Here is a 14,442-nt window from a genome sequence, read left to right on the forward strand (position 1 = left end):
TCCTCTCCGGAAAGGTGGCGCCACTGACATGACTCAACTCGACGAGCTAGAGGCCCGCTCCATCTACATACTGAGGGAAGCCTACAAAAACTTCGGCAATCTCTGCATGCTCTGGTCGATGGGGAAAGACTCCACCGTCCTCCTGTGGCTGGTACGCAAGGCCTTCTTCGGGCACTGCCCGGTACCCCTGGTTCATATCGACACCTCCTACAAAATCCCGGAAATGATCGCCTACCGCGACGAGACCGTGAAGCAGTGGGGGCTCAACCTGGTGGTTGGCCAGAACCGCAGGGCGCTCGCGGAAGGTATGCACCCCTCCAACGGGACCCTCCAGTGCTGCAGCGCGTTGAAGACCGAGGCCCTCCGCCAGCTTTTGGAGGAGAAGGGGTACACCGGCGTGATCGTCGGGGTCCGCTCGGACGAGGAGGGGACCCGGGCCAAGGAGCGCTACTTCTCGCCGCGGGACCGGAACAACGACTGGGCTTTCCGCGAGCAGCCTCCCGAGCTCTGGGACCACTACAAGATCACCTTCCAGCCGGGAACCCACCTGAGGATCCACCCCCTGCTGGACTGGAGCGAGATCAACGTCTGGGAGTACATCGAAAGGGAGCATATCCCGATCATCCCCCTCTACTTCGACCGCGGCGGCGGCCTGCGCTACCGCAGCCTCGGCTGCGCCCCCTGTACATCCCCGATCGTCTCCAAGGCCGTCACGGTGACGGACATCATCGAGGAGTTGCGCCACACCCGGGTGGCGGAGCGGAGCGGCCGGGCCCAGGACGGCAACCGCGGAATGGAGAAACTGCGCAAGGACGGCTACATGTGATGACTCAATGAAACGTGAGGAAGGAGAGGACCGTGGAACAGCTTGCCAGGGTGACGAGCGGAACAGGGGAGGGGAGCTCCAGCACGAAGAAGATGCTGACCGCGCTGGGGACCAACATGATCAAGGGGATGAACGGCTTCGGCAGGGTGGCCCTCAAGGACGGCCGGGCCTTCCTCAAGCTGGACCGCGAGTACCTCCTGGAGAAGAGCAGGCGGCTCACCGGCCTCGACGATTTCGGCGAGAGCGACTTCCTGGAACCGCTCGAGATCCTCTTGGAGTCCTTCGAGCGGGACGCCAAACTCAACCTGATCGGCCGCATCACCGTCCACGCGGAGATGCTCCGCATGCTCTGCAACAAGCTCACCATGCACCATGACCGGAAGATGAATTCCGGCATTGCGCAGGAACAGGTGGTCAAACCGATCTTCATCACCGGCCTTCCCCGAAGCGGCACGACCTTTCTCCATGCGCTCCTCTCCTGCGACCCGGCCGCCCGCGCCCCCCAGGTCTGGGAGGTCATGCACCCGTCGCCCCCGCCCGAAAGCGGAAGCTACCACACCGACCCGCGGATCGCCAAGACCCGGCGCGAACTGGCCTGGATCGACGTGCTGATGCCGGGTTTCGACAAGTGCCACACCATCGACGCCACGCTCCCCCAGGAATGCATCGCCATGACCGACCATTCCTTCCTGAGCTACGTCTTCGAGTCGATGTACTACGTCACCGGCTACCGGGCCTGGCACGACCGGCAGGACAAGCTTCCGGCCTACCGCTGCCACCGGGGATTCCTGCAGCACCTGCAGTGGCGCTGTCCCGGCGGACACTGGGTGTTGAAGGCGCCCAGCCATCTCATGGCGCTCGATTCCCTCTTCCAGGTCTATCCCGACGCCCAGGTGGTGCTCACCCACCGCGACCCGCTGAAGATCCTCCCTTCCTGCGCGAGCTTCGCCCACGTTCTTCGTTCTCCCTTCACCGGCCCCATCGACCTCAAGGTGCTCGGGGCCGAAGTCAGCAAGCGGTGGGCCGCCAGCGCCCGGCTGGTGACCCGGCTGCGCCAGGAACGGCCCGAGCTGGAGAGCCAGTTCTGCGACGTCGGCTACCAGGACCTGATCCGCTACCCGATGTCCGTGGTGAGGAGGATCTACCGCCATTTCGGCCGGGAGCTCACCAACCATGCCCAGCGCGCCATGGAGCATTTCATCCGGGAGAATCCCAAGGACAAAAACGGCGTCCACCACTACTCGCTGGAACAGTTCGGGTTCGACCCGGACAGCGAGAGCAGGGCGTTTGCCGAGTACGTCGACCATTTCAAGGTCGTCCCGGAGGGTCACCATTCCCGGTCAAGACACCCCAACCACCACCGCTGATCCGAGCCGCCTGACCATGCGCCGCCTCAACCTGGCGCTTTTGGCGATCGCCGCCGTCGCCCTGGCCGTGCTGCTACGGGGCCTGGACTGGCCCGCGCTCGCCGTCACCCTGGCCAAGGCGAAGCACCGCTGGCCGCTTCTGCTGATCCCCTACGCCCTGACCACTTTCCTGTGGACCCTTTCCTGGCGCCTGCTCCTGCCGGGGGCGCCGGGCCGCGTATCGCTGTGGCGTCTTTACCTCCTCAGGCTGGCCGGCGAATCGCTCAACCAGCTCACCCCCACGGCCTCGCTCGGCGGGGAGCCGTTCAAGACCGTGCGCCTCCAGGCGGCAGGTGTTCCCTGGCAGCAGGCAGCCACCTCGGTCATCATCCACAAGGCCGCCATGGTACTCAGCCTGGTCCTCTACCTGCTGATCGGCCTCGCCATGCTCCCCGCGGTGCTCCCGGAGGTTCCCTCCCGGCTCGCCTGGTCCGGCTGGCTCGGGACCGGCGTACTCGCCCTGGCGGGGGGATCCTTCCTGGTCGTCCAGCGGGCGAGCCCATGCACCTCGCTGCTCAGGATACTCAAGCGGTTCGGCATCTGTCCGGGCTTTCTCCGCAGACGCGAGGAGGCACTGGCCTCGCTGGATGCCACCTTGGCGGCCTTCTATCGCCGTCATCCGTGGCTCGCCCTCGGATCCCTGCTGATGTTCCTCCTGGGATGGGCCGCCCACGCGGCCGAGGTCTACGTAATCTTCGCCGCCCTCGGCCACGGAATCGGCCTGGGTACCGCCCTTTGCCTGGACGCCCTTTCCCAGATGGTGGCTGCCCTCGGCTTCATGATCCCCGCCTCCCTCGGCGTCCAAGACGGAGGCAACCTGCTATTGGCGCTCGGCTTCCGATTGGGTGCCACCCTCGGGGCCGGTTTCGGGCTCCTCAGGCGTTTCAGGGAGGCGTTCTGGCTGCTGCTCGGCCTGTTGGCGGTGACGGCGGAGAGGTGATAAAGATCGACACTTGGTTTCCAGGGGATGCGATGCCGGGTTTTCTCATCATGGTCATGACGCTCCTGCTGACGGGATGCTCCCTCGGGCTTCCCCGCGATTACCTTCCCCCCCCTGTGCAGTCCGATTTCCCCGACCCGGTCAAGACCGTGGCCATCCCGCTGCCGGTGGTGGCAACGAGCCCCAACGAAGGGATCACCTTCGGCGGGCTGGTCGCCTTTCTCCTCCACGACAGCCACGACCAGGTGAGCGCGCTGGTCGTCCCCCAGGAGAACTACAACCAGTACTTCGGCTACACCTCCTCGCTCTACGCCGCCTTCTATCCCGAGCCCGACCGCAGCTACAAGCTGAACCTCGCCAAGGCAACCACCATCAACGAGGAGCTGAAGTTCCGCTACCAGGACGAACATTTCCTTTTCCCCCGCTTCTACTTATCGGCCCATGCCTTCACCTATGCGGACGGCTCGGCCCGCTTCTTCGGCTTCCAGTCCACCTCCCAGAAGAGAAACGAGACGAACTACACCGACCACGAGACCGGGATCGCGCTGACCGTCGGCTACCGCCCGGCCTATCCCTTCGAAATCGCCCTCGGCGAGCGCTTCAAGGACGTCGATATCCGCCCAGGAGCGGTGAAATCCCTGCCGTTCATCACCGGGGTCTTCTCTCCCGATTACGTTCCGGGGGTGGAGGGATACCATCTCCACGCCCAGAAGCTTTCCGTCCTCTACAACACCCTGAACTCGTCGGGAATGCCCACCGAAGGCACCTACGGCCGCATCTCCATCGAGAACAGTTCCAAGATGCTCGGCAGCGCCGCCCCTTTCCTCACCTACGAGGCCGAATTGAAGCTCTACCGCCCCCTCCAGGAGGAGCGCTTCATATCCGTTTTCCGTTTCGCCTTCAACCAGAACGAGGGGAACCGGATCCCCTTCCTCGAGCAGGCCATCCTGGGAGGGGAGACCACGCTGCGCGGTTACGGGCAGAACCGTTTCGTCGACAAGAGCTACATGCTCGTGAACCTGGAGGAGCGGATCAGGCTGTTCCGGTGGGAGGTCTTCAAGGTCAAGGCGGACTGGGAGCTCGCCCCCTTCGTCGATCTCGGCACGGTGATGAGATCGCTGGTGGAGGTCAAACGGCAGAGCTTCGAGTTCAATCCGGGGATAGGAATCCGGGCGGTGGTGAGGCCAAATATCGTGGGAAGGATCGACGTCGGCTTCGGCAAGGACGGCCCGGCGGTCTTCGCGGGGCTCGGCTACCCGTTCTAGCGGACGTGAGAAATGGGGATATGGGACGAAAAAAAGCGGGACCCCGGTGAGGGATCCCGCTTCGTTTTTCACGGCTGTGGCGAACCTTGGCGGCTAGTTGATGGTGCTGCCGGTGGAGCCGGTGCCGGTGGTGGTCTGGCAGTTGATCGGGGACTGGATGGTCACCGCCGCCGAGTTGCCGGAGACGGCCAGGGTCTTGGTACCCCAGGTCTTGTTGGTCCGGTCGTAGGCGAAGAAGCTGTAGTTGCCCGGCAGCAGGTTGAAGGTGTAGGTACCGTCGTTGCCGGTCGCGCCGGTGACATTGGCGTGGCTCGAGGTGTTCATCGCCATGACCTGGCCGGAGGGAACCGCGCGGGTCACGCTCGAATCCTGGATGCAGTACTCGAGAACGGTGATGGTGGTCGGAACCGGTTTCAGGGCAGCGGGTGCCACGTAGTCGAGCGAGATGGCATGGTTCGGCTGTGCGCACCAGTCGACGCCGTTGGGGGAGTTGGCGGTGGTGGAGGCGACCACGTTGTTGGCGCTATCGATCAGGTAGAGGTCGAGCTTCTGGCCGGACGGAATCCGGTACGCAGTGACGGAGCCGTCGCCGGAGGGCTTGGAACCGCGGTAGAGGAACCCGGCACCGTTGTGGAAGGTGGCCTTGATGGTGAGGGCCAGCTTCTGGGCGTCGTTGGTCAGGTTAAGGACGCCGGTGCAGGTGTTGGAGTACATCCAGTCGAGGTTCCAGTAGGAGAAGTGGTTGGTGGTGTAGTTGACGTAGAGCTTCCCGTTCTGGTCCTGCAGCACGGTGCCGAGGACCTGGTCCCCCTGGGCGTCCACCTCGGCTTTCCAGGTAGCGGTGCTCTCGTTGTAGGTCCAGATGGGTACCTGGTCGCCGGGAACGACGGCAACGCCGGTCTGGGGGTTGATGGTGCCTGCCGGGATGTCCATCCTGATGGTGAAGGGGGTGTTGGCGGTACGGGCGACCTTGCCGGTGGAGTCGGTGACGTTGACCGCCACGAACCCGGCGGTAGCGAAGGAGCCGGCGGTGGCCCCGGCGTTCTGGTTGGCGGCGACGCTCACGTTGGTCAACCCGCCCGGGAAGTTTTCCATCGGGGTGGAGTTGGCGATGTTGGAGCTGCTGAGCGCGGTGGTCGGCGGAGCGAAGGTGGTCACCGTGGCGGTGACGGTGCCGGTCAGCGCGTTGCCGCTGCCGTCCTTAAGGATGGTGCTGGCCGGGATGGTCACCTGGGCGGCGGACCTGGTGGTGTCGGCCGGAGCCACGGTGGCGGTGATGGGGGCGGCCAGGCCGGTAGTGGCGGAAGCGGCTACCGGAGCGCTGGTGACGGCTGCCAAGCCCGGGGTCGCCGAGGCAGTGTTGGGATCGACCAGTTTCACCACGAAGCTGTAGGAACCGACGCTGGCGATGGTAACCTGGGCGGAGCTGGAAACGCGGCCGGTTGCGTTGCCGATCGCAGTCACGGTGACCGGGAGGGTGGCGTTGGAGGAGACGTAGAAGCTCACCAGGCCGTTGGCCCCCACGGTGGCGTTGGTCAGGACGGTGCCGCCGGTGTGGTCGGAGTAGACGTTGACGTGGTTGCCGTTGGCGTCGGTGGCGGAGAGCGTGACGGTGCCGGAGATCGGTGCGCCGCTGGCATCCGCCAGCACGCCGGAGACGGCGTACTTTTCAGTGCTGAGAGCCGTCACCTGGTTCATGGTGACCCCCCCTTCGGGGTGGTTGCTGCAGGCCGGCAGGGCCAGCAGTGCTGCGCCGAGACAAAGATAGACACGTTTCATGATAAGGCCTCCTGTATTAAACTCGATGGAATAGTGGCATTTCAATTGATTCATCAACGTTGATGCAATCAACCGTGACGAAGAACTGTACCAGTGGATGCAACCATGCTGAAAAAGGCGAGACCGCAGAGGGGGAGAGGATGCGGAGGGACAGGTATAGAAATTAGAAATATCTATATCACTGACAAATCCCGTTTTATTTTGCCCTGTTGAGAGATGGAGGCGACCTGCTGATACTGCTAAGCTATAAAAATAGCGACACTTTATCTTTCTATGAACTCCATGTCAAGATCGAAATAGGTATGCTCGGCCCTTTTCCAGTGTGACGGACAAGCAGCCGCAAATTCTCCTCTGTCCCTCCCGGGCACAAATTGCGCGCCCAAAAACTATCATCTTGATGACATTACAGCGACTTTAGCCTGAACCAACGTCGCCGGAGCGATATTCCGGTATCAGTCGCGGTTGCCCGGATCGGGTGCAATCCCCCGCCGACCACGACAGCCTCCCGCCGTGGGAAATATTGCCCCTTCTCGGAGAGATATAATTAAATCCGCGCCGGAAGCTCCCCCCATCCCTTTGCAGCTCTCATGTGCCGCCCCCCATTCTCCCCTACGCGAGACCCCGCTCTCCCGCGCGCTCCCGGCTCTCTCCGGTTGCGTTCCCCCTCGGTACCGTTATACTTTCGGGGTCCCCAGATACTCATAAATACCCGGCCCTTGCCGTATTAACCTTCCCAGTCGCCGGCCGGACCCGTGCCGGTCCGGCCGGCGGTGCAGCCAACGAGAGCGCATGGCAATGACCCAGAAAATCTGTCTGATCCTGATGCCTTTCGACAAGCGTAAGGACGCCTCGGGGCGCGTGATCGACTTCCAGGCGGTGTACGAACGGCTGGTGGTCCCCGCGGTGGAGGCGGCGGGGCTCTACCCGGTGCGAGGCGGACAGGGACGCACTGGCGGGATCGAAGAGCACCTCCTGGAGCGCCTTACCCTCTGCGACCACGCGCTGGTTGATCTGACCGCCGCCGACCCCGCCGTTTTCTACCAACTGGGGGTCCGTCACGCCCTCAAGCGGCGCTCGACGCTCCTCATCTACGCGCTCGAGAGGGGGCAGGTCCCCCTCGACGTCCAGCGGCTCGAGGCGGTCCCCTACCGGCTTTCTCCCCAGGGACAGCCCGAATACGAGGCCAAGTACCGCACCCTCATCACCGACCGGTTGAAAAACCAGGAACAAACCGACGAAAGCCCGCTGTTCCCCCTCATGGAGCGGATACCGAAGCGGGGAGGGGAGTCGCTGGCCAGGCTCTGCGAGCAGGTCCGGCAGGAGGCCGCGCTTTGGGACCGCCTGGAGCGTGCCCGCCAGGAAGGGGGCGAGGCGGTCCGGGGAGTAGCCCAACAGATAGGGAACACGGTGCAGGCGGAACCTGGACTGGTGCTCGAACTCTTCTTCGCCTACCGGCAAGTCCGCTGGTGGTCGGAGATGGTCGAGCTGGTGAAGCGGATGCCACCCGAGCTGGCGGACTCCATACTCGTGCAGGAACAGCTCTCCTTGGCCCTCAACCGGATGGGAAGCGGGGTAGAGGCCGAGCAGACCATGCGGGACCTGATATCCCGCCGCGGGCAGAGCAGCGTGAGCTACGGGAAACTGGGAAGGATACTGAAGTACCAGTGGGAAAAGACGCTGGAGCAGGGAAATCGCCAGCAGGCCAAGGAGCTCCTCGAGAAGGCCGCCACCGCGTACCTCAAGGGGTTCGAGGCCGACTGGCGCGACACCTATGCGGGGGTGAACGCGGTCACGCTAATGGAGCTCAAGCAGCCGGCCGACCCGCGACGGCGCGAGATTCTCCCGGTGGTGCATTACGCGGTGGAGCAGAGCATCAGGTCGGGGGCGGCCGATTACTGGGATTTCGCCACCCTGCTCGAACTGGCGGTGCTCTCCTGTGATGAGGCGAAGGGGATCGATGCCTTGGGGAGGAGCCTCGCCCGGGTCCGCGAAGCGTGGGAGCCGCAGACCACGGCCAAGAAGCTCAAACTGATCAGGGATGCCCGACTGGGGCGCGGTGCGGAGTGCCCGAGCTGGGCGGACGCCGCCATGGAAAAGCTCCTGGAGGCGGCCGCCCGCTGGGGTGGAAACGGGTAAATCAGGAGCGGGCGAATTTCCCGAAGGCCTGCAAAAACTGCGGGAGGAGCAAAGGAGCGCTCGCCTGGATCTTGCCGCTGAGAAAGTCCATGATCCCCGGCTGGTAACCGTCGAACCAGATCTTATGGAACATCTGCTGGCTGGTCTTGCAGCTGCAGTCCGCATCGCCGCCGGCGTTTCCTCTATCGACCGAGTAACAATCCGCGTCCACCGTGACGGTGAAGGTCTCCTCGTCCATGGAGAAGCGGAAAACGGTCTTCCTGGCGAACACCCCCTTGGTAAACAAAGGCCCCATCTGCTTTATCAGGTCGTCAACTACCGAGTTGGACATCAAGTACTCCCCTATATAGATAATCCGGCGGCCCCGCCGCCGGAACTCCGGCCAAGCCGCGGGCGTCCCTGACGGGAACCGGCCGGTCCCGAAGGAAGGGAGATCATAGTTATCCTTTCCGCGGCTGTCAATCGGTAGCTTTACCCCGGCAGTCGCCCCCCCGAAATTGACGGCGGACGCACTCCCGTATATCATTAAAATCAGAGGGAGTTCTCGGGATCGATGTTTGCGTGGCCGCCGATCCTTCATCCTACCGCCGATTTGGGTGACCCGATGGAAACCGTTCCTTACCGATCGATACCGGACATGCTGAGGCAGGGCGCTCTTCGCCTTGGCGAGCGTCCCGCGCTCCGTTTCAGAAAGCTCGGGAGCTGGGTCACCCTGAGCTACGCGCAGTTCTACCAGCGGGCCCTGATGGTGGCCCGCGGCCTGCGAAAGCTCGGGATCGCGCCGGGTCAGCCGGTGGCCATCCTCTCGGAGAACCGCGCCGGATGGGTCATCGCGGACATGGGGATCCTGGCGGCGGGCGGGATCGCCGTCCCTATCTACGCCACCAACACCCCCGCCCAAGTCGCCTACGTCCTCAGCCACTGCGGCGCCACCCTGGTCTTCATTTCCGGCCGCGAACAGTACCGGAAGCTCCTTGCGGCACGCGACGAGATTCCCGAACTCCGCCTGGTGGTCTCCTTCGAGCGCTTTCTGGGCGAACCGGAACTTCCCCTGACCACCTTCTACCAGCTCTCCGAGATCGACGACCCGATCCTTCCCGAGGAACAGGGAGCCCTGGAACGGGTGATCGACACCATCGAGCCCGAGGACCTGATGACCATCATCTACACCTCGGGCACCACCGGCATCCCCAAGGGGGTCATGCTCTCCCATCGCAACGTCCTCTTCGACGTCTCATCCACCATCATGAAGGCGGGCGTCCTGGGCGACCAGGAAACCTTCCTGAGTTTTCTCCCCCTGACCCATGTGCTAGAGCGAAGCGTCGGCTACTACCTCTGCCTGATGCTGGGAGGGCTCATGGTCTTCGCCGACAGCGTGGAGAAGATCGCCGAGAACATGATCGAGGTGGAGCCAACCATCATGGTCTGCGTCCCGCGGCTCTTCGAGAAGATCCATTCGCGCATCTTCGAGTATGTCCACCAGCTTCCCCTGTTCAAGCGGCGGCTGTTCCGGACCGCGCTGGCCATCGGCAGCCGGTACATCGACGCCAAGTATCAGCAGAAAACGGTGCCATTGCTCCTCAGGCTCGAGTACTCCCTGGCGGACCGGATCATCTTCACCAAGCTCCGCCGGCGTTTCGGGGGGAGGCTCAAGCTCTGCTGCTGCGGCGGCGCGCCCCTCGATCCCCACATCAACGAATTTTTCTGGATCATCGGCGTCCCCATCCTGGAAGGGTACGGGCTCACCGAGACCAGTCCGGTCATCGCCAACAACAACTTCCAGCAGCTGCGCTTCGGGTCGGTGGGGACCCCGCTCCGGCAGACCGAGGTGGCGCTTGCCGAGGACAGCGAGCTGATGGTCAAGGGGCCGCAGGTAATGCTCGGCTACTACAAGGACCGCGAGGGGACCCGGGAAGTACTCAAGGACGGCTGGTTCAAGACCGGCGACATCGCCCGCCTGGAGGACGGCTTCATCTTCATCACCGACCGGAAGAAGGAGCTGATCATCACCGCCGGCGGGAAGAACGTCGCCCCGCAGCCGATCGAGAACCTCCTCAAAAGGGACAAGTACATCTCCCAGGCCGTCATCGTCGGCGACCGCAGGCCCTACCTGACGGCGCTGCTGGTCCCCACCATCGAGCGCCTTTTGGAGTTCGCCCGCGAGAAGGGGATCCCGTACAACGACCTCGACGACCTGGTGGTTCACGAGCCGGTCCAGGAGCTCTATCGGGAGCGGGTGGCCGAGATCAACAGCCAGCTCGCCCACTACGAGACCATCAAGAAGTTCGACCTGCTCCCCCACGATTTCACCCTGGCCGCCGACGAACTGACCCCGACCTTGAAGCTTAAGCGGAAGGTGATCGCCGAGCACTACCGTGAGCGGATCGAGCGTATGTACGCGGGAGAGAGCTGAAAGCAGGAGTGGCTTTGAAAACGTGGATGCCTGGAATACTCTCCGTGGCGCCTCCGGCAGCGTGGCACCATCGGCAAACGTAAACAAGTTGGGGGTGTTATGAGAACGATCGAAAGAGGAGCCGTACTGGGTGCCGGGGTAATGGGTTCCGCTATTGCCGCCCACCTGGCCAACGCCGGAATCAGCGTGCTCCTTTTGGATGTGGCAGGGGAGGGGAGTTCCCCGAAGGAGCGGAGCGCGGTGGCAGTGAAAGCCCTCGATGCCCTCACCAAGGCGAAGCCCGCACCTCTCTACCTCGCAGGCTACCGCGACCTCATCGATGCGGGGAACTTCGACGACGACGCGGGAAGGCTCCGCGAGTGCGACTGGGTGATCGAGGCGGTGGTCGAGAACCTGGAGATCAAGAAGCGCCTCTTCAGCGACCGGGTGGTCCCGAACCTCAAGGAGGGGGCCATCCTCTCGACGAACACGAGCGGTCTGTCCGTCAACGAGCTGGCGATGTCGCTCCCCGAGGAGCTCCGCCGCCGTTTCCTGGTCACCCATTTCTTCAACCCTCCGCGCTACATGCGGCTCATGGAAATGGTCCCCTGCCGCGACACCGATCCGGAACTCTATTCCTTCATGGCCGAGTTCATCCGGGTCAGGCTCGGCAAGGGGATCGTCCATGCCAAGGACACCCCGAACTTCATCGCCAACCGGATCGGCACCTACGCGGGGGCGGTCACCTTCAAGCACCTCATGGAGGCCGGGCTCACCGTGGAGGAGGCGGACCTGGCAACCGGCCAGGCCATGGGGCGGCCCCGGACCGGGACCTTCGCCCTCTGGGACCTGGTGGGGATCGACACCGTGGTGCGGGTCCTGGAGAACAGCCGGCGGCTTTTGACCGGAGACGACGAGGCTGCGGTCTTTGAGGTTCCCGAGAGCGTGCGGAAGATGGTGGCCGCCGGCCAGACCGGCAATAAGGGAGGGAAGGGGTTCTACCGCAAGGAGAGAGGGGAGGGGGGAACCACCCGGTTCTACTGGGACTTTGCGACAGAAAGCTACCTCCCGGCCGCCTCGCCGAAATCTCCGGCGGTGGCCGCCGCCAAGCAGCAGGACGACCCCGCCGTGAGGGTCAGGACGCTCGTCGAGGGTGACGACCCGGTCGCCCGCTTCGCCTGGGTCACCCTGCGCGATACCCTCATCTACGCCGTGAAAAGGCTCCCCGAGATCGCCGACGACGTGGTCAACGTCGACAACGCCATGAAGTGGGGATACAACTGGGAGCTCGGCCCCTTCGAGACCCTCGATGCCCTCGGGGTCGCCTCCTTCGTGGCCCGGGCGGAACGGGACGGGGTCGCCATCCCCGAGCTCCTCAGGAAGGTCGCCTCCTTCTACCGGGTGGAGAACGGCCGGCTTCTCTACTACAGCTTCCGCGACGAGGGGTACCGCGAAGTCCCGGCCTCTCCGGACCGTTACTCGCTCACCCTCCTGAAGAGCGCGGGGAAGGTGGTCGAGAAAAACGGCGCCGCCTCCCTTATCGACCTGGACGACGGGGTCTTCTGTCTCGAATTCCATTCCAAGATGAACACCATGGGGCCGGAGACCCTCTCCATGATCCAGAAGGGGGTGCGAAGGGCGGAACGCGACGGCACCGGCATGGTCGTCGCCAACGAGGGCCCGATCTTCTCCGCGGGGGCCAACCTCATGCTGGTGGCGATGGCCATCGCCGAGGGGGCCTTCGACGAGATCGAGCTGACCGTCCGCTCCTTCCAGAAGGCGATGATGGCCATCAAGTACGCCAGGGTCCCGGTGGTGGCCGCCCCCCACAACCTCGCCATGGGAGGAAGCTGCGAGACCTGCCTCCATTCCGACGCCATCGTGGCCCATGCGGAGACCTACATGGGGCTGGTTGAGATCGGCGTGGGGCTCTTACCGGCGGGGGGAGGGACCAAGGAGATGGCGATCCGCGCCATCAAGCTGGCCGAGGAGTACGACGCCGAGGTGATGCCGTTTTTGCTCCGCAACTACCGGAACATCGCCATGGCCAAGGTGAGCATGTCGGCCGCCGAGCTCTTCACCATGGGGCTCATGCGCCGGGGAGATTCCATCACCATGGACCTCGACCGCCGGATCCATGACGCCAAACAGAAAGCCATCGCCCTGGCGGTCAACTACCGTCCGGGGCAGCCGGGAACCTCGCTCAAGGCCCCCGGACGCGGCATCGCCGCCGCCATCAAGGCCCAGCTCTGGAACCTGGAGCAGGGGGAGTACATCTCCGCTTACGACCGCCATCTTGCCTCAGGGATCGCCGAGGTCATCACCGGGGGCGACGTCCCGGCGGGGACGATCATCTCCGAGCAGTACCTCCTGGACCTCGAGCGGGAGAAGTTTCTCCGCTTCTGCGGCGAAAAGAAGACCGGCGAGCGGATCCAGCACATGCTTAAGAAGGGGAAGCCCCTCAGGAACTAGCCCCATCGATGGGAGGAACCATGTCGAACGCGTACGTACTCGCCGCCTACCGCACCGCCGCCACCAAGGCGTACAAGGGGCATTTCAAGGACACCCGGCCCGACGACCTGGCGGCCGCCGCCATCAAGGGGCTTCTCGAGAGGACCGGTGTCGACCCGGCCCAGGTCGAAGACGTCATCCTCGGCTGCGCCTTCCCCGAGGCGGAACAGGGGATGAACATGGCCAGGATCGCCTCCTTCAAGGCGGGCCTTCCCTACCAGGTCCCCGCCCAGACCGTGAACCGGTTCTGCTCGTCCGGCCTTCAGAGCATCGCCTCGGCCGCCGAACGGATCATGGCCGGATTTGCCGACTGCATCGTGGCGGGAGGGGCGGAAAGCATGAGCATGATCCCGATGGGAGGGGAGAAATTCGCCCCCAACCCCGGCCTCATCGCCGGCTGGCCCGAGACCTACGCCGCCATGGGGGTCACCGCCGAGATCCTGGTCTCCAGCTACGCCATCAGCCGCGAGGAGCAGGACCGCTTCGCCCTGGAAAGCCACCGCAAGGCTGCCGACGCCATCGCCTCGGGCCGCTTCGACGAGGAGATCATCCCGGTGGAGGCGGAAAAATGCACCAGCGAGGGGGGCAAGCCCCGCTGCCGCAAGGAGCTCGTGACCGCCGACGACGGGGTCCGCAGCGACACCACGCTGGAGGCGCTCGCCAAGCTCAAGCCCGCTTTCAAGGCAAGCGGCACGGTGACCGCCGGCAATTCCTCCCAGATGACCGACGGTGCCGCCGCGGCACTGGTGGTGTCCGAGGAGTTTCTGAAAAAGATCGGCAAAAAGCCGATGGCCCGCTTCCGGGGCTACAGCGTGAAGGGAGTCCCACCCGAAGTGATGGGGATTGGTCCGATCGAGGCCATCCCGGCCGTTCTTGCACGCAGCGGCGTGAAGCAGGAGGAGGTGGGGCTGATCGAGCTGAACGAAGCCTTCGCCGTCCAATCGCTCATCTGCATCCGCGAACTGGGGCTCGACCCGGCCAGGGTCAACGTCAACGGCGGGGCCATTGCGCTCGGCCATCCGCTGGGCTGCACGGGAACCAAGCTGACCGCCACCATCCTTCACGAGATGCGCCGCCGCGGCAGCCGGTACGGATTGGTCTCCATGTGTGTCGGTGGAGGCATGGGCGCTGCCGGCCTCTTCGAGTTGGTCGACTAGCCCGTTGAGACGTCCGACCTGGAACCTGGA

General features: G+C 64.1%; 10 protein-coding genes. 8 read left to right on the forward strand and 2 right to left on the reverse strand.

The annotated features are described in order from the left end of the window. Window positions 1-28 precede the first annotated feature (28 nt). Genes cysD through L4X63_RS07420 form a run of 4 tightly spaced genes read left to right on the forward strand, consistent with a single transcriptional unit; the run spans window position 29 to window position 4,437 of the window. The gene (cysD, locus tag L4X63_RS07405) at window positions 29-826 is read left to right on the forward strand and encodes a sulfate adenylyltransferase subunit CysD (protein ID WP_250677979.1); all 798 of its coding nucleotides are present in this window, start codon (window positions 29-31) and stop codon (window positions 824-826) included. A 32-nt stretch (window positions 827-858) separates the two neighbouring features. Next, window positions 859-2,193 (forward strand): sulfotransferase family protein, encoded by a 1,335-nt coding sequence (locus L4X63_RS07410; protein WP_250677980.1) that lies wholly within the window; start codon window positions 859-861, stop codon window positions 2,191-2,193. Window positions 2,194-2,209: 16 nt separating this feature from the next. Beyond that, window positions 2,210-3,172: a flippase-like domain-containing protein gene (locus L4X63_RS07415; protein WP_250677981.1), complete on the forward strand. Its 963-nt coding sequence runs from the start codon at window positions 2,210-2,212 to the stop codon at window positions 3,170-3,172. Window positions 3,173-3,204: 32 nt separating this feature from the next. Further along, the gene (locus L4X63_RS07420; RefSeq protein WP_250677982.1) at window positions 3,205-4,437 is read left to right on the forward strand and encodes a BamA/TamA family outer membrane protein; all 1,233 of its coding nucleotides are present in this window, start codon (window positions 3,205-3,207) and stop codon (window positions 4,435-4,437) included. 93 nt (window positions 4,438-4,530) lie between these two features. Here L4X63_RS07420 and L4X63_RS23600 read toward each other — a convergent pair whose 3' ends face one another. Then, the gene (locus tag L4X63_RS23600; protein ID WP_284694540.1) at window positions 4,531-6,216 is read right to left on the reverse strand and encodes a hypothetical protein; all 1,686 of its coding nucleotides are present in this window, start codon (window positions 6,214-6,216) and stop codon (window positions 4,531-4,533) included. Between the two features lie 789 nt (window positions 6,217-7,005). Here L4X63_RS23600 and L4X63_RS07430 point away from each other — a divergent pair. Beyond that, entirely contained in the window at window positions 7,006-8,352 is a 1,347-nt protein-coding gene (locus L4X63_RS07430) for a TRAFs-binding domain-containing protein (RefSeq protein WP_250677983.1), read from the forward strand. 1 nt (window position 8,353) lies between these two features. Here the strand turns inward: L4X63_RS07430 and L4X63_RS07435 are convergent, their stop codons facing one another. Further along, window positions 8,354-8,683 (reverse strand): hypothetical protein, encoded by a 330-nt coding sequence (locus tag L4X63_RS07435; protein WP_250677984.1) that lies wholly within the window; start codon window positions 8,681-8,683, stop codon window positions 8,354-8,356. 306 nt (window positions 8,684-8,989) lie between these two features. On the opposite strand from L4X63_RS07435, the gene L4X63_RS07440 reads away from it, so the two are divergent. The 3 genes from L4X63_RS07440 to L4X63_RS07450 all read left to right on the forward strand — a co-directional run bounded on the left by L4X63_RS07440 (window position 8,990) and on the right by L4X63_RS07450 (window position 14,412). Next, complete coding sequence (locus tag L4X63_RS07440; protein ID WP_250677985.1) at window positions 8,990-10,765, forward strand: AMP-dependent synthetase/ligase; 1,776 nt, start codon at window positions 8,990-8,992, stop codon at window positions 10,763-10,765. Between the two features lie 99 nt (window positions 10,766-10,864). After that, entirely contained in the window at window positions 10,865-13,216 is a 2,352-nt protein-coding gene (locus L4X63_RS07445; protein ID WP_250677986.1) for a 3-hydroxyacyl-CoA dehydrogenase/enoyl-CoA hydratase family protein, read from the forward strand. Window positions 13,217-13,236: 20 nt separating this feature from the next. After that, a complete protein-coding gene (locus L4X63_RS07450; protein WP_250677987.1) occupies window positions 13,237-14,412 on the forward strand; it encodes a thiolase family protein in 1,176 nt (391 codons plus the stop codon). Window positions 14,413-14,442 lie beyond the last annotated feature (30 nt).

It is taken from the genome of Geomonas sp. Red32 (assembly GCF_023652955.1).
Taxonomy (GTDB): Bacteria; Desulfobacterota; Desulfuromonadia; order Geobacterales; family Geobacteraceae; genus Geomonas.

Coding starts and splice junctions, on each gene's coding strand:
- cysD (WP_250677979.1), top strand. CDS start 29: ATGACTCAACTCGACGAGCTAGAGGCCCGCTCCATCTACATACTGAGG.
- L4X63_RS07415 (WP_250677981.1), top strand. CDS start 2,210: ATGCGCCGCCTCAACCTGGCGCTTTTGGCGATCGCCGCCGTCGCCCTG.
- L4X63_RS07420 (WP_250677982.1), top strand. CDS start 3,205: ATGCCGGGTTTTCTCATCATGGTCATGACGCTCCTGCTGACGGGATGC.
- L4X63_RS23600 (WP_284694540.1), bottom strand. CDS start 6,216: ATGAAACGTGTCTATCTTTGTCTCGGCGCAGCACTGCTGGCCCTGCCG.
- L4X63_RS07430 (WP_250677983.1), top strand. CDS start 7,006: ATGGCAATGACCCAGAAAATCTGTCTGATCCTGATGCCTTTCGACAAG.
- L4X63_RS07435 (WP_250677984.1), bottom strand. CDS start 8,683: ATGTCCAACTCGGTAGTTGACGACCTGATAAAGCAGATGGGGCCTTTG.
- L4X63_RS07440 (WP_250677985.1), top strand. CDS start 8,990: ATGCTGAGGCAGGGCGCTCTTCGCCTTGGCGAGCGTCCCGCGCTCCGT.
- L4X63_RS07445 (WP_250677986.1), top strand. CDS start 10,865: ATGAGAACGATCGAAAGAGGAGCCGTACTGGGTGCCGGGGTAATGGGT.
- L4X63_RS07450 (WP_250677987.1), top strand. CDS start 13,237: ATGTCGAACGCGTACGTACTCGCCGCCTACCGCACCGCCGCCACCAAG.